Here is a 17274-nt window from a genome sequence, read left to right on the forward strand (position 1 = left end):
TAGCCTCAGTGCCAATTAATGAACAATCATAAAGTGGTGATGATGAACACTCTGCTTAAAATTGCATCTATAAGTTCTCTAGTATTACTCAGTAGCTGCTCCTCAATAATTCCCCAAAAAAGTGTAGAAGCACGCTTTGTTCCTGAGCGTATGGACGACTTTGCGTTTGAAAATGATAAGGTTGCCTTTCGCGTTTATGGGCCTGCTTTAACAGACTCTGCTGAAAACAACGGTACTTACTGCTGGCTTAAACGGGTTGATTACCCAATTATTAATAAATGGTATAAAGGAGAACGAGAAGGTATCTCTTATCATGAAGATCATGGTGAAGGTTACGACCCTTATCATGTTGGTAATTCATTAGGCTGTGGCTCAATGGCCCTATGGGATGAAAATGCCGATAAAAGCGACAGACTGATACAGCCCAATGTGTATACTGATTATTCAATAATAGAAAAAACCGCTGATAAAGTCGTTTTTGAGCTCACTTACCAGTATAACGATAAAGACATCACCGAGAAAAAACGCTACACACTTGAAAAAGGTAGCCAATTTTATAAAGTACACAGCCAATTTACGCACAATGGTCAACCCATTCAACTTAAAGTTGCTGTGGGTGTCACTACCCATGATGGTAAAGCACAAGCACATGTAAACTCTGAAGGTGATGCAATAACAACGTGGGAAACCATTGACGGTAGCCAAGTGGGTACATCTGTACTATTACCTAAATTTACCCACACTCACTATATTTTACAACAAAGTGATAAGAAAGATCGTTCGCATGCACTGCTTGTTGCGCAAACGAATAAAGCGGGTGAAATTACCTATTATGCTGGTTTTGCTTGGTCAAAAGCGGGTGATATAACAACCTTCAAACAATGGCAAGATTATGCGAGTAACTATTTAGCCAAAGATAAAAACAAACAAGTAACCGCAGAATCTGTAAAGTCATTAACGAAAAAAGTAGCAGACTGGCAAATTGCACATTTTGACGAAGAAGGTAAATACCGCGCGCTGCCACGCAAACCACCACAGTGGATGAATCGCGAGCAATATCATGATTTAGAGTGGCATCATGGTGCCCTTTACGCGGGTATGAACGAATGGCGTAAAATTGCTGATGATGATAAATATACAAACTTTTTAATGGAAATTGGTCAGCGAAATGACTGGAAACTTCACCAGCGCCCTTATCACGCCGATGATCAAACGGTAGGTCAATTTTATCTGTCTTTATACGAAGACTTCCACCAACCAGAAATGCTTGAACCAACACGTAAGCAATTTGATTGGATTTTGGCTCACCCAAAAACCGGCACACTTGATTGGCTTGCCGAAAATACTCATGCCCATGATCGTTGGGGCTGGTGTGATGCATTATTTATGGCACCGCCTGTATGGGCACGTTTAGCTAAAATTACCGGTGAAGAAAAATACTTAGACTTTATGGATCAAGAGTACCACGCCACGTATGACCTATTGTGGAGTGAGAAAGATCAGCTATTTTGGCGTGATTCTAGTTTCTTTGATAAACACGAAAAAAATGGCGAAGACGTTTTTTGGGCTCGTGGCAATGGCTGGGTATTTGGTGGATTAGCTTTGATGATACCTGACTTACCAGTTACTTGGGAAAAGCGCGATTTTTACATTAATTTGTATAAAAAAATGGCGGCACGTTTAATTGAAATCCAACGTGAAGATGGCACATGGTCAATGGGATTATTAGGTGGAACCGAAGGTTACCCAATAAAAGAAACCAGCGGTACGTCGTTTTATGCATATGGTATTGCATGGGGTATCAACCAAGGTTACTTAGATAAAGTCACTTACCGTCCAGCGTTAATGAAAGCATGGCAAGCGCTGCAAAATTCAGTCACCGCTGAAGGCATGCTCGCCTTCGTACAGCCTGTAGGCGCAGCTCCTGGAGATTCATTTCCAGATTACACTGAAGTGTATGGTGTTGGAGCATTTTTAGCAGCCGGTAGTGAAGTGTATAAACTACTTGAAGATGAAAAACCAAAAAAACACGTCGCTCACAATACAATTCAAACGTTAATGCATAATGCAGGGTGGTGTTGGTTTCAAGATCCCCGCGCCATTATCCAAAACGGTAAACTAATTATCGGTAGCGTTGCTGGCAATGGTGTGGGTGACGCTGCGGTAGGTGTCTACGACCTTGATAAAAAGCAACTACTCGGTCGTACCACATTAAAAACTGAATTTGACCATGATGATCATAACTCACCGGTTTTTTATGCGCGTCCTGATGGCAGTGTATTAACCGTTTACGCACGTCATAATAGTGAAAAAGCACATTACTACCGTATTTCAAATTCTGACAATTTTTTAAATTGGGGCGAAGAGAAAACGATACAAAGTCCTGCCAACGTAACCTACATGAACTTATATGACTTATCCGATGAAGGAACACTTTATAACCTTTATCGCGGTATTGATTGGAATCCAACGTATGTTACATCAAAAGACGATGGTGCTACCTGGAGCGATGAACATGTTCATCTCATTCAAAATGAAGTCCCAGGCGTACAAAGACCGTATGCACGCTATGCAGGGAATGGCAAAGACACCATAGGTTTGTCATTTACTGACGCTCATCCGCGTGATTTTGGTAACAGCATTTATTATTCTGAGTTTCGAGATGGTAATTTCTATAACGTGGATGGCACATTGATTAAAAACCTGAAAAAGGAAGGTCCGCTAAAACCCTCCGAAGCAGAGAAATTATTTCAAGGTGGCGGCGGAACCTTCCGCGGTGTTGATTTAAGTGTTGAAAAAAGCGCTTGGACCAGCTCAGTAGCATTTGATGATAAAGGCTATCCACACGTTGCTTATACTTATTATTTAAATAATCAAGATCAGCGCTATCGTATTGCATCTTGGGATGGCAAAAAATGGCATGACCGTGAAGTTGCGTTTGCAGGAAGCCGTTTATATGACCGTGAAGCCAGCTATACAGGCTTAATCACTGTGGATCCTAGCGACCCTTCTCACGTGGTTATTTCAAGTAATGTAAATCCTACGACAGGTGAGTCTTTATCAATGCCGCATCAAATATTTAGCGCACACATTGGGCTTGATGATGATACTAAAAGTATTCAGTGGCAGCAGTTAACACATGATAAGCACAATGAAAATTTACGCCCTATGATAGTCAACTCTGATCAACATAAAGTGATTATGTGGTTACAAGGGCAATATAATAGTTGAACAGACTATTATTTAGATGCTGTAGGGATTATTGTTGAGTAATCAGCCCTAATTCATTAAAAAGGAGCCACAGGCTCCTTTTTTATTATCAGCTCTATAATTAGTCCGGAAACTCTGGCGAAAGAATAGGAAATCCTTGGTCATCCCACTTTATTATACGCGCTCGCGCATGGCGATTTGGATCTGTTAACGGTGTTCCTTTAAGCTCTTTATAATCACGGCTGTGGTAAATTAATAAGTCTGTAACACCGTCCTCTGCTTTTACAAAACTATTGTGACCTGGACCAAAGCGCCCTACTTTTTCGTTACTTGCAAAAATTGGCTGTGGCTTTTTATGCCAGCTTGCGGGGTCGAGTAAATCAGCATCTGCATCGGCCCATAACAAGCCCATTGCATAGCGATCATCGGTGGCACTGGCAGAATAAGTTAACATGACTTTATTGCCATGCTTAATGACTGCTGCACCTTCATTCACCTTATAGCCTTGAATTTCCCAATCAAGTGTTGGCTCTGAAATATTAACTATTGGCTCTTTTATCGATGTTGGTGAGTCCATTTGTGCAATCCACAATGCAGAGTTGTACGTTGCGGGTTGGTTTTGTTGTGCCCAAACTAAATAGCGTTTGCCGTTGTGGCTAAATGTTGTGGCATCCAACGAAAAACTATCAAGGTGGGTTTTTAATTGCCCCATTTCTTGCCATTGGCCCTTCATCGGATTTTTGTTGTCATTTTTAAGCACAAACATACGAATACTAAACGGCTTTTCTACATCACCCGCTGCAAAATGAATATACCAACTGCCATCAACTTTATGTAGCTCTGGTGCCCAAATATTGGTACTCATTGGGCCTTTTTCATTTTTATGCCAAATCACTTTTGGCTCTGCTAGTTTCAAGTCATTAAGTCTACAAGCTTGACGTAATTCAATTTCGTCAAACTTAGGGGATGTACCAATAAAGGTATAACAACCGGTTTTTTCATCGCGGACCAACCAAGGATCTGCGCGTTGCAAAACAATCGGGTTATCAATTGGCATTAATGTTGGGCTATTATTTGCCTCTGCAACACTGTAAAAGCATGACATACTAAGTACGCTTATAATTGCAGTGGCAATCAGATTCTTGGCCATGGTATTTCCTATTTTTATAGTTTAATTTCCATTGTTAATATTGTATTACATATATTATAGTAGCTGATAAGTTTAATGATTAAAATAAAAAGGTAGGCAACTATGAAACACGCAAAAAAGTTCGCTCATACATGTAAACTGCTCGGTGCAAGCACATTACTTTGTTTAGCAAGTAATACCATGGCTAAACAAGTTGAAGTACACGACCCTGTAATGACCAAAGAAGGCGATACCTATTACGTCTTTAGCACGGGTATGGGGATCACGTATTACGAATCCAAAGACATGAAAAATTGGCAGCTTACCGGGCGCGTATTTAAAGACGAGCCGAGCTGGGCAAAACGAGTTGCCAGTGACTTTGGTGGCCACCTTTGGGCGCCGGATGTATACCAAAAAGATGGCAAGTTTTACCTTTATTATTCTGTGTCTGCGTTTGGTAAAAACACCTCGGCGATCGGTGTAACGGTTAACGAAACTCTAGATCCTAAATCACCAGATTATAAATGGATAGATCACGGTATAGTTATACAGTCTGTGCCTGAGCGTGATAACTGGAATGCCATAGATCCAGCGATTGTTGAAGATGACAATGGTACACCATGGATGAGCTTTGGTTCGTTTTGGGGCGGTCTTAAATTAGTGAAACTTGACGATGATATGGTACGTTTGGCACAACCACAAGAATGGCATAGCATTTCAGCACGCCCTAACACTGAACACGGACCTGTAGAAGCACCATATATCTTTAAAAAGAATGGCTATTACTACCTATTTGTGTCGTTTGATAAATGCTGCCAAGGTTTAGACAGCACTTACAATGTCCGTGTAGGGCGCAGTAAAAACGTAGAAGGCCCATACCTTGATAAAGAAGGCCGTGACTTAAATAATGGCGGTGGTTCGCTGGTGATCGAAGGTAATAAAGACTGGGTAGCGCTTGGTCATAATGCTGCTTATACCTTTGACGGTAAAGATTACTTAGTACTTCATGCTTACGAAACGGCTGATAACGGTTTACAAAAATTACGTATTCTACCGATGACTTGGGACGATAACTGGCCAGTAGTTGATAGCAAAGATCTAAACAAGCGCACCACTAAGCTGATTGAGAAGTAACACTTAAGAACAGCCACTAAAAACCTGCATTTTTTGCAGGTTTTTTGTTTTGATATATCGCATTCTTAACACAAGAATTACTGCTCTAGCACCAATATTACTCTTTAAAATCAATGAGTTTAATATCCATAAAAATAAGCTGCTCACTGCTTGTCGCTAAAGATTCATTCAGTGCCACACTGTAAATATCGTAGGCTAGATGCGGTAAAATCAAAAGTTCATAACGGCTGCCTTTAGGCATCAGCATGAGTGCTTCTTGCAAACCTTCAATTGCTTCTGCTATCTCATACTCAGCCACTTGCTCGATTTGCCGCGTATCATAAAGCACATGCCCTGTTGCAGTCATCACGCGTTGCTGCACCTTAACAGTAGCATCCCATGAAGGTGGTTCGCCACTTCCCAGTTCAATAATTCGATACATTAAACCCGAGCCGGTTACATGCACACCAGGCTGTGTTATGTATTGCTCTGCGAGCGGGTAGCGCCGAACACTCACTTTAGAATGCACATCGTCATAATGCTGTAAACTCATACTCGTCCTACTAGTTATTATTGATTAAACGAATACCGTAAATACCACCAGCAACCGATCCTTTTATTGCACTAAAGCGCAGTGTTAATGAGCTAGCTTTTTTCATTTCATCAGTTAATGGATAATCAATACTGTAAAATTCTGCACCGGTTTGCTTAGCAGGTAAGCTAACTTTTGCCAGCACCTTACCATTAATTGTGATAGTAAACTTACGTCCAACATCTGCAGTAAAGTAACGGATACGCAGTGCAACTGCCTGCTGCTCTGAGTTAGTTAGCTTATATTCAAACCAACCTGTTGCATCACGCCAATGATGGCCGTTATTAACACCTGCACGGGTATTTTCACCTTTAAAGTCATGCTCAACTTCAGGCTGTTGCTCGCCCGGTGTAATTTGGTCAACGGTCAATAATCGTAATTGCTCTTTTGCTTGTTCAGCCGCTTTTGAATCTTTAACAAATTGAGTAAATTCGGCTTCACTTTGCTGCGGCCAGTAAACTTGATAGCGACTATCATGAAGCCTAAAAAACGGAATTAACTGAGTTGTTTGTGTGCTCCCTATCCCCTGCTGATCAATGGCGACATTTTTATCTGTGGTAAATGCAAGTTCTGCGCTAGGGGCTCGCTTTAAATCAGCAATAAACTGCTCGGGTTCACTGAGCATGATAGGCAGTGCTTCGGGTGGACAGGTAGGCCCTGCTGCAATATGACCCATGCGACTGTTATCAGCAACAAAGTTTAAATGCTCATTTTTAAACGCTTGTACTTTGGTTGCCATTACCACAGGACCATACAATACCGCATAGTAATCTTGGTCATCAGGCAACTGCTCTGTGTACAGTTTTGGCGCTAAAGAAAAAGTTAATTTATCGCCATCATGCCAGTCATGTTTTATTGCGTAATACCCCTGCTCTGCAGTGGCATTTATTGCTTTGCCATTAAGCTTAAACTGCAATTCATCAGTAACCCAACTTGGTTTACGAATATGCAGCTGCGCTGATGAGTTATGTTTTTTATCTAATGTGTTAATCACTAAGGTTATATTATTAGCATCCGGAAAATGGCTTTGTTGAGTTACTTTTAAGTCCTGTTGCTGCCAATCAAGCGTACTTGGAATAAATAGATTTACCCATAAGTTATCGTCATTTTTACTGTAGATCAGCTCACCGTATTTACTATGATTTTCGATACCCGAACCGACACAACACCACATTGAATCTTGTACCGATGAATACATACGATAGTGCCCAGGACGCATTGGCGTAAAGTACACAAGCCCACCGTGCTCAGGATGTTGTGACGATAAAATATGGTTATAGGTTGCGCGCTCGTAGTATTCTAAATAGCGAGTGTCCGCGGTTTTCAGAAACAGCAGCTTGCTGAGTTTCATCATGTTGTACGTGTTACAGGTTTCAGGGCCTTCAACGTCTTCAACCATCGCGGTAAAATCTTTTTTGTCGTGAAAATGCTCACGCACACTGTTACCACCAATGGCCACTGAGCGCTCTTTAGTCACTGTTTGCCAAAAATAATCTGCGCCTTGTTGCCACGCTTTATCATCAGTGGCCTCAGCGACCTTCAACATACCAATAATTTTTGGAATTTGGGTATTAGCATGTAAGCCAGTTAGCTTATCTTGTTTTTTTAACAGCGGATCGACAATGCTATTTTGAGTAAACTGTTGCGCTAATTTGAGATAACGCTTATCGCCACTGATCGTCGCCATATCGGCAAATACCGCATTTAAACCGCCATATTCTGAATACAGCATCTGTTGAATCTGCTGCTCGCTTAACTTAGAGGTTAAGTTTAAAAACCATTCGCCTAAATCAAACAGCATGGTTTTTGCTTGTTCACTGCCTGCAATCAAGTAAGCATCACGCAAGCCATGGAAAATTTTGTCTATGTTATAAAGCGGCACCCAACGATCATTTAAACTAAATAAATCGGCTTTAATATTGCCATCATGGATTTGTTGCCACATCGCTTGACCATTTGGTATGCCTCCTAAATAACCGTCATTAACCTGTTGTGCGCGTTGTAGCTCATTTAACATGTAATCTAAACGGCGCTTTAGTTCTTCATCGCCAGTTGCAGCCCACGCAAGGCTTAACGCCGATAAATAATGACCGCCAATGTGACCATCAAGCCCCGAGTCTTCCCAATTACCATAAGATGACGCTTTGAGCTCGATACCAGCTTCACGTAAGTAAGGGGCTAATAATTGATCTGGGTGCAATGCCAATAAATAACGAACGTTAGTTTGCTGGGCATGTAAAAATGGGCTTGCACTTAAGCTAACTTGCTCAAGTGCAAAAAGTTGTTGTGGTGTGCGCTGTGTATGATGCGTATTAACAGTTTTATCATCTGCATTAGGGTGTTCGCTGCAAGCCGATAACAACATTACCGCAAGAGAAAAACTAATAACGTGTGGTAATTTTTTTACTGCTAAAACAAACATACACAGAGTCCTTTTGTTATTTTTATTGTTCGCCAGGCTTACCAAAAACAGGCATACCGTTATCATCCCAATTTAGTGATTTTGTGAAGGTATGACGATCTGGGTTCCACAGTGGATCACCTTCAATTTCAGTATATTGACGACAGTGATAAACCAGCACGTCGTTACCATTTTCATCTTGCGTAAAACTGTTATGCCCGGGGCCAAACATCGACTTAGGCTCGTTACTACGAAATACTGGCTCTTGCACTTTAGTCCAGCTATTTATATCTAATAAATCACTATCTAGGTCCGCATATAGCAAGCCCATAGCATAGTTTTCATCGGTGGCACTGGCTGAATACGTTAAGAATATTTTACCGTTACGTTTAAGTACGTTAGGGCCTTCATTCACCCAAAAACCAATTATTTCCCAATCAAGTTCAGGGATGGTTAAACGGGTGATTTCGCCAGTGATCTCTGTTGGTGATGACATTTTTGCCAAGTACAGATTTGAGTTACCTTTTACACCCGGTTCTTTTTGTGCCCAGCAATAATAAAGCTCATCATTATGATAAAAAGTCGTGGCATCTAAACAAAAAGTATCCCATGGGGTTTCAATTTGACCGCAAAACTGCCACTCGCCCTCAATCGGATCCGCATCTTTACAGCTAATTGCATACATACGATGCTGAAATAAATCGTGCTTAATTTCACGACTCGGTGCTGCGGCAAAATAAACATACCAAGCGCCATCATTAAAATGGATCTCAGGAGCCCAAATAAGCTCAGAATATGGACCTGTTTGTGGCTTCATCCAGACCATTTTTGGCGTTGCAGTTGCAAGCCCTTCTAGGGTTTTTGCACGGCGCAGTTCAATGCCATCATAGGCAGGCACTGACGCGGTAAAGTAATAATAACCATCTGTGTGCTTATGAATATATGGATCAGCACGTTGTGGGATCAAAGGTTTAGGTAAAGTTGACATAAATGCTCCTAAAATTATTCTGGTAACCGCTGGTTTTTAACCATATCGGTATAATAGTTATCGGTAATTTTGTATTTAAATAGCACAAAGCCCAAAATGGCATGAAACACACCAGGAATAATGGTCAGCATTAATGCTAATCCAGTCATGGTAAATTGACTTTGTTCAATATTTGGCTGGTAATCAAAAAAAGCTAACAGTAAACCACCGGCAAGACCCGCTAAACCACCACCGGCTTTTTGGCAAAATGAAATCCCGCCAAATGACAAACCTGATGCCCTAACACCGTCTTTAATTTCGCCATAGTCAACCGCTTCTGCAATCGCGGACCAAAACACCGGTGCATGCAAATCAACCACGAAAGATAAAATGATATACAACACAAAGGCCAACCAGATGTCACCAGGTTGCACTGCAAAAAACATTATCAGCGAAATAAACAACACTGCGATTTGTGACCATCTAAATAGTTTTAACTTACAATAACGTTGGGTGATCCACGTACTTGCCACCATAGATACTATTGATGCTGCGATACCGGCACTGGTAAAAGTACCCGCCAGATCAGGAGCACCTAAATAGTACTTAGCGTAGTACATAGCCACACTGCCACGAATTGCATAACCTAAAGTACCAAGCACACATGCGGCGCATAGCAGCAACCATTGATCGTTTTTAATCAGCACTTTAAATTGGGTCAGTATGCTTTCGGTTTGTGGTTCATGAGTAATACGTTCACGAGTAGTAAAAAAGCAAAACAGAAACAATGCTACACCACAGGTAGACACTAAAATCATTGCCAGTTTATAACCATGAGCGATATCGCCACCGCCCCACATTGATGCCAGTAAAGGTACAGAAAATACAATAATAACATTGGCTATTTTGGCAAAAAACATCCGATAACCATTCGCTGATAAACGTTCTTTAGGATCTGCGGTTAATACGCCAATGTACGAAATATAAGGAATTGCTACACCGGTAAACATCAAGGTGGCAAATAAATAAGTAAGGTAAGCCCACACCAACTTCATATTGTAATCAAAATCTGGAGTGGTAAATAGCAGGACGATTGAAATACCATATGGCACAGATAAAAATAAGAACCAATGGCGGAACTGCCCCCAGCGAGTTTTTACTTTATCGGTAATCACGCCCATTAATGGGTCAGTAAACGCATCAACAAAACGTGCAACTAAAAATAAAATACCCATATCAACAGGGTCGAGGCCATAAATGTCGGTGTAGAAAAACGACATAAAATAAAATAATGCAGCAACCATAACGTTTACTGCCATATCACCGGCACCAAAACCGACTTTTTCTACCACTGATAACTTTTGATTTTCCATACAACTACCTGATTTTTAAAATATGTAGTACCTTAATACGCCATATTTAAAATAATAAAGGTCACCTATTCTTTGTTTTATCACACTGGTGACCATTGTATTGCTTATTATTGTAAATTTAATGATAACTTCATTGATAGTATTATCATACTAATAGGATCGCAACTCTTTTCGACGAATCATAATTTTGGAAGCTCAACTATCTCAGAGCGAATAAATACAAGTTAAATTAATTCAATGAGTTGATAAGTAAAAACCCCGACCAAAGTCGAGGTTTTGTACTTTAAAGATTATATAAACTTAGAAAGAATAACGGGCACCAATTGCAAAAGTGCGTGAATATATACCGTTACCAAAGTTATAGATGTTTTCGTTGCCTTCACCATAATAACTTTGATACACATCGTCGAGTATATTTGTAGCATCAAAAGTCACCACAAAATCATCTGTTACATCATAGCTAAATTGGAAATCTAAACTTTGTTCTGAACGGTTCCAAAATTGCAATGGATTAGCAAAAATAGCCGCTTCGTTACCGGTATAGAACTCTGAACGCCATACATACGATAAGCGCATATCGAACGAATCTCGCTCATAAATACCCACCACACTATATGATTGATCAGATACACCAGCCATACTTGAATCTACATAACCGCTAATGGTTCCATCGTTGTTATACTCAGGTAGTTTTTGAGATGAATCTAGTGCGGTAAAACTTGCTTGCAGACCAAGCCCATTTAGCATTTCAGGCAAGTTATCCGGGAAATATACTAAACCAAGTTCCAAACCAGATAATTCGCCTTCACTTGCATTAACAGGGGCACTAAGCGCGTAAGGAATAATGTCACCATTCTTATCAGGTCGCATCACAACTTTTCGCCCTGGGACTATTCGGCTATCTATTTCTCGTAAAAAATAAGTTGCGTAAAGTGAACTTGAATCGGCAAAATACCACTCTAAAGAGATATCATAATTTGTCGACTCTTCAGGTTGTAATTGCGGGTTCCCTCCTGTGCCCGTCCCATTCTTAGTTCCCTCTGTAAGAGGATCCGTAAAATACTGCAAGGCATTTAAATCTGCAAAATTAGGCATACGTAAGGTATTAGTGTAAGCAAAACGACCTATCACATCATCGGTTATATTCCAGTTTAGAACTAAGCTTGGCAGTAATTTACTGACGTCTGCGCTCGCAGAGCTTGAATCAAAAATATTAGTATTTGTTCCAGTTTCTGCTGTGAAGTCCATATCCTGCTCATATTTGACATAACGCACCCCAAATTCCCCACTTATATTTTCAGTTATGAAAAAATTAGTGGTTGTATATAATGCATACGAGTTTTCTTCAATATCTAAGGTTTTATAAACATTTTCGGCTTCTAGACCATACACGTTGCGTACTGCACCAGCGTTATCAAGCATGTAACCACCATCAGCGGTAACGAAGTTACTGAATGTATCTGCCCTGCCATCGAAGTAATCATCCACATGGAATACAATACCGGATCCATCACCAGTAGTTCCTGCTGCGGCCAATTGTTGAATTAAACTTTCAACACTAGTATTACCAATCCCACCTTCATTTGTTCGAGTGAACTCTTCAGCTGTGCGTTTTTCGTAGCGACCGCCAAATTTCACTTTATCTATGAATCGACCACCAAAAAGATATTCAGCGTCAAAAGTAAATGTCGTAGAATCCCCGCGATTACCACCGCCGTTATCATACACCGTACCCGCATTCCAATTTTGTATTGCAGCCATATCAGCTTCATTTACTGCGGTGTTAGGATCATCCCAAAATGCAATCCCAGGAACTCCGTCATTATCATTAAAATCAACATTTAACCCTTTGGCTACACGGTCAAAGCGCATTGCAAAAAAATCAGTTTCAAATTCACTTTCTTGATAAACAACTTCAGTGTTAATTGTTAAATATTCACTAGCTTGCCACTGTGCACCTAGTGCATATAAGTAACTATCTGTTTTACCATATGAGAAATCACCACTTTGGAAACCACCTGCATTAATCGCTTGTTTTTCTTTAACTACATTAGTGCCATCGAAAATAGTTGGTGTTTCAATATTGCCATTGCCGTTTTCAAACGTGTTTGAAAACCACATCGCATTTTGTGACTCGTTTTCATACCCGGTGTAAAAACCTTCGGCGGTTATTTCTAAAGTATCAACCGGTGCCCACTGCAACGAGATAGAAGCTGCTGGACGTTTACGTAAACCAGTAAATGACGTACCAAAGATAGCATCACGTGCTATTAAATACTCTGTCGGCTCACCTTCAACGTTTAGTTTAGACCCTGGAGTATTAGGTAAACCGTTCTCTTGACCAATCTGCCAAACCTTGTTTCCTTGCGAGTCATATTCAGGAATACGTGAATAAGGAGAGTACATTGCTTGCGGATTATTAGTAAAAAATGGAAACGCTGCACCTGCAGTTATCGTATCATCACGATAATTGGTTTCAGAGTACGACACATTAAACAGTGCACCAAACTCACCAGCGCCGTCAATTTCCCAACGATTACTTAGCAGTGCACTAATATTTGGGTCAACTTTATCTGGTTGATCGGAGTAAATACCACGTGCAGCTAAAACAACTTTTTGGCCATCAAAGTTAAACGGGCGATTTGTTTTAATGTCGATTGAACCCGCAATACCTCGCTCGACTTGATCTGCTGATCGCGTTTTATAAACTGTTACGCCAGATAGTAAGCTCGCCGGAATATCTTGCAGTGCAACATCGCGCCCTGCACCGGTAAAAATATCTCGACCATTGACCGTAGTATGAACATCCGTTAGACCACGAATAGACACAGTACTCACTTCACCAGCACCACGGCCTGTGGTTTGTACACCAGTAACCCTTTGTAGTGCTTCAACTACATTGTTATCTGGGAACTTGCCAATATCTTCTGCAATAATAGAGTCGACAATTTGTGTACTAAAGCGTTTTTCAGCCAGTGCCTTATTTAAGCTACCACGAATACCAGAAACCTGAATAATTTCAATGTCGTCTTTCTCAGCATTTACCGATGCATTATCTTCTTGCTGCGCATATGCAAACTGACATGAAACAGCCATGATTATTGCACTAGCTATGTGTGTTTTTTTGAACATGAGTGGTGTTCTCCATTTGTTTTCCCCAGAAGGCTATTACCCTCTGCTTCCCCTTATTTACAAACTTGTTGTCAGAGCCTGTATTAAGGTTGCCTTTTATTATGTTAATTATTTGCTGCCTGACATTGATAATATTGTATGATTAATTAACAGTCAACTGATAAAAATAAATAAATGTTAAATAAAAATCAAAAAAACAAATCTTGGCAACAAGGCCATAAAAAACAATTGGTTGATGAAATATAATCTTACGGGAAAGATAGAAGTATCAAAAAGTGAAATATAACTCATCCTAAATCAAATAATTATTATACTACAAATTAACAACTCACTTGAAAGGGTATGCCAATGCTCCATAGCTATAACATATATTAAGATCGGTAATTCCAAGTACGGGGAAACAAAAAAGACGAAACAATTAGCTTTACAAGCAATGGGAATAATTTTCTGTATAATATGAATAAGCATAAAAAACCCCGAGGTTATCGGGGCTTTTTATACTCTAATTTACATTAGAATGAATACCGTGCACCTAAAGCAAATGTACGAGAAAAAATACTACTTCCCGCATTAAATAGATTTTCGTTACCTTCTCCATAATAAGTTTGATACTTATCATCTAACAAGTTAGTAGCATCAAATGTGACAGTAACATCTTCTGTAATGTTATAACTAACTTGGAAATCTAAACTTTGCTCTGGGCGATTCCAAATTTGTAATGGATTCGCAAAAGTAGCATCCGTTGTTCCGCTATAAAACGCTGAGCGCCATAAGTATGACAAACGCATATCAAATGACTCTCGCTCGTAAATACCAACGACACTAACTGATTCATCAGAAACGCCTGTCATACTTGTTTCGGTATAACCAATAATATTGCCTAACGAATCAAAGTCAGGAGTGTCCTGCGAAGAGTCTAAGTTAGTGTAACTTGCCTGCATACCTAAGCCATCAAGAACGGCTGGCAGATTTTCTGGGAAATAGACTAATCCTAACTCGAGACCAGATAATTCACCATCTGACGCATTACCAGGAAAGCTAACAACGTATGGACGAGTTTCGCCATCATCGCCTTCGCGTACAACATTTCTACGTGATGAAATGACTAACCCATCAATTTCACGCTTAAAGTAAGACGCGTATAAAGAACTTGTATCAGCAAAATACCACTCTAGCGATAAGTCATAATTTTTTGACTCAGTAGCTTGTAAATTAGGATTACCAGTACTACCGGTACCATATTCTTGCGCTTTGGTAATTGGATCTTCGTAACGTGCCACAGAGCTTAAATCAGCGTAATTAGGCATTCTTAGTGTTTCTGTATACGCAACACGCCCGACAATATCTTCTGTAATATTCCAGTTTAGAGATAAACTTGGTAGCAACTTATTGATACTTTCTGATTCAACGGTTTGGTCATACTGAGCAGGATTTTTAGATAATAGTGATTGAAACTTCATATCTTGATTATATTTCACGTAACGAGCACCAACCTCACCGCTAATATTTTCAAAGAGATAAAAGTTCATTGTGCTATATAAAGCATAAGAATCTTCTTTAATATCAAACGTTTTATACTTATCTTCTTTGTTAAACCCATAGACAGCGCGGACAGCATCTACATTATCAAGTAAGTAACCACCATCTGCTGCGATAAAGTTATTGAAAACGTTAGCTCGGCCATCAAAGTAATCATCAACCTGATAGATAAGCCCAGATCCGTCATCGCTTACACCTGCTTCAACTAACTGGCTCATGAAATTAGTTAGCGATGTTGGTTGATATTTATTCTGAGTACGAGTGAATGCTTCTGCAGTACGTTTTTCGTAGCGCCCACCAAAAGAAACTTTATCAATATATGTGCCACCAAATAAATATTCTGCGTCAAACGTAAACGCAATTGAGTCACCACTGTTGCCATCACCATTGTCATATAGATCAGCAGCATTCCAGTTTGCAACAGCGCTCATATCAGCTTCATTTACAGGTGTATTAGGATCGTCTTCGTATACGACTGCGGGTACACCTCCACCATTATTATAATCAACGTTTAGAGTAGGAAAAGTTGCGCGATTAAAGCGCATTGCTAAAAAGTCGCTTTCATAATCACTTTTTTGATATACCAGTTCACTATTAATGGTCAGATAATCTGATGCTTGCCACTTCGCACCCAATGCGTATAAATACGTGTCTGTTTTTTGAGAAGTAGCATCACCACTTACAAAACCATCTGCGCCGAGGGTTTGTCTTTGCTTTATGACATTTGTGTCATCGTAAGTAACCGGTGTTTCAATGCCGACGTTATCATTGTAACTAAACGCATGCCATAATGAATTTTGTGACTCATTACGATAGCCAGTATAAAAACCTTCAGCCGTTAACTCTAATGTATCATTAGGTGCCCATTGAAATGAGGCTGTTATTGCTGGGCGCTTACGTTCACCGCTAAAAGAGTTACCAAAAACAGCGTCACGGCCAAGTAAATACTCTGCTGACTGGCCATTTATATCAAGCGCTGAACCTGGTGTTGTTGGTAGGCCATTTTCTAAGCTCTGCCAAACAGAGGTTTCGTTACCCGGTGCTCCTAACGTTCTAGGAATTGGAGAATAAGGTCTAAAACCAGTAGCTGGTTGGTTTGTGAAATAGGGTAATGCAGCCCCTGCAGCTAATGTATCATCGCGGTAGTGCGTTTTAGAATAGGAAACATTGACCAGTGCACCAAACTCACCCGCACCATCCAAATCCCAACGATTACTTAATAACATACTTAAATTAGGGTCAACTTTGTCAGGTTGGTCTGAATAAATACCGCGTGCTGCTAGTACTACTTTTTTACCATCAAAGTTAAATGGACGCTGAGTTTTAATATCAATCGAGCCAGCTATACCACGCTCAACTTGCTTTGCCGATCGCGTTTTATATACGGTAACACCAGAGAGTAAGCTAGCAGGAATATCTTGCAGCGACACATCACGACCTGAGCCGGTAAAAATATCACGGCCATTTACAGTAGTATGAACATCGCTTAGACCACGAATTGATACGCTGCTGACTTCACCGCCCCCACGGCCGGTAGTTTGTACACCTGAAACTCGCTGTAGTGCTTCAACGACATTATTGTCAGGAAATTTACCAATGTCTTCGGCAACAATCGCATCAACAATTTGTACGCTAGCGCGTTTTTCATCTAGCGCTTTGTTTAAGCTACCGCGAATACCTGATACTTGGATAACTTCGATATCATCAGTGCTATCTGGCGGTGTATTTGTTACTTCATCCTGTGCGTAAGACAGTTGGCATGTAAATGCCAAAACTATCGCACTGGCTATGTGTGTTTTTTTAAACATTAGCGGTGTT

9 protein-coding genes are annotated in these 17274 nt (G+C 40.3%); 2 read left to right on the top strand and 7 right to left on the bottom strand.

The window, feature by feature from the left end; all coding sequences use genetic code 11:
- The first annotated feature begins 18 nt into the window (after positions 1 to 18).
- Complete coding sequence (locus H5187_RS07270) at positions 19 to 3231, top strand: glycoside hydrolase family 88 protein (RefSeq protein WP_259401714.1); 3213 nt, start codon at positions 19 to 21, stop codon at positions 3229 to 3231.
- 100 nt (positions 3232 to 3331) lie between these two features.
- On the opposite strand, the gene H5187_RS07275 is transcribed toward H5187_RS07270, so the two are convergent.
- Positions 3332 to 4360, bottom strand: coding sequence for a family 43 glycosylhydrolase (locus tag H5187_RS07275; protein ID WP_182797673.1), 1029 nt, complete (start codon positions 4358 to 4360; stop codon positions 3332 to 3334).
- 102 nt (positions 4361 to 4462) lie between these two features.
- Here H5187_RS07275 and H5187_RS07280 point away from each other — a divergent pair, with 102 nt between their 5' ends.
- Entirely contained in the window at positions 4463 to 5473 is a 1011-nt protein-coding gene (locus H5187_RS07280) for an arabinan endo-1,5-alpha-L-arabinosidase (RefSeq protein ID WP_149980056.1), read from the top strand.
- A 97-nt stretch (positions 5474 to 5570) separates the two neighbouring features.
- Here the strand turns inward: H5187_RS07280 and H5187_RS07285 are convergent, their stop codons facing one another.
- The 6 genes from H5187_RS07285 to H5187_RS07310 form a co-directional block, all read right to left on the bottom strand.
- Positions 5571 to 6005 (bottom strand): FKBP-type peptidyl-prolyl cis-trans isomerase, encoded by a 435-nt coding sequence (locus tag H5187_RS07285; RefSeq protein WP_145234141.1) that lies wholly within the window; start codon positions 6003 to 6005, stop codon positions 5571 to 5573.
- 10 nt (positions 6006 to 6015) lie between these two features.
- Positions 6016 to 8466, bottom strand: coding sequence for a glycoside hydrolase family 127 protein (locus H5187_RS07290; protein ID WP_182797674.1), 2451 nt, complete (start codon positions 8464 to 8466; stop codon positions 6016 to 6018).
- Positions 8467 to 8488: 22 nt separating this feature from the next.
- Positions 8489 to 9433, bottom strand: coding sequence for a glycoside hydrolase family 43 protein (locus H5187_RS07295; RefSeq protein ID WP_033103079.1), 945 nt, complete (start codon positions 9431 to 9433; stop codon positions 8489 to 8491).
- Positions 9434 to 9447: 14 nt separating this feature from the next.
- Positions 9448 to 10785 (bottom strand): MFS transporter, encoded by a 1338-nt coding sequence (locus H5187_RS07300; RefSeq protein ID WP_149980054.1) that lies wholly within the window; start codon positions 10783 to 10785, stop codon positions 9448 to 9450.
- A gap of 300 nt (positions 10786 to 11085) precedes the next feature.
- Positions 11086 to 13917 carry a TonB-dependent receptor gene (locus H5187_RS07305; protein ID WP_182784213.1) on the bottom strand — a complete coding sequence of 944 codons (2832 nt, stop codon included), beginning with the start codon at positions 13915 to 13917 and terminating at the stop codon, positions 11086 to 11088.
- 512 nt (positions 13918 to 14429) lie between these two features.
- Positions 14430 to 17264, bottom strand: coding sequence for a TonB-dependent receptor (locus tag H5187_RS07310; RefSeq protein ID WP_182784215.1), 2835 nt, complete (start codon positions 17262 to 17264; stop codon positions 14430 to 14432).
- Positions 17265 to 17274 lie beyond the last annotated feature (10 nt).

The sequence above is a fragment of the Pseudoalteromonas sp. SG44-1 genome, from assembly GCF_014164315.1.
GTDB lineage: Bacteria > Pseudomonadota > Gammaproteobacteria > Enterobacterales > Alteromonadaceae > Pseudoalteromonas > Pseudoalteromonas rhizosphaerae.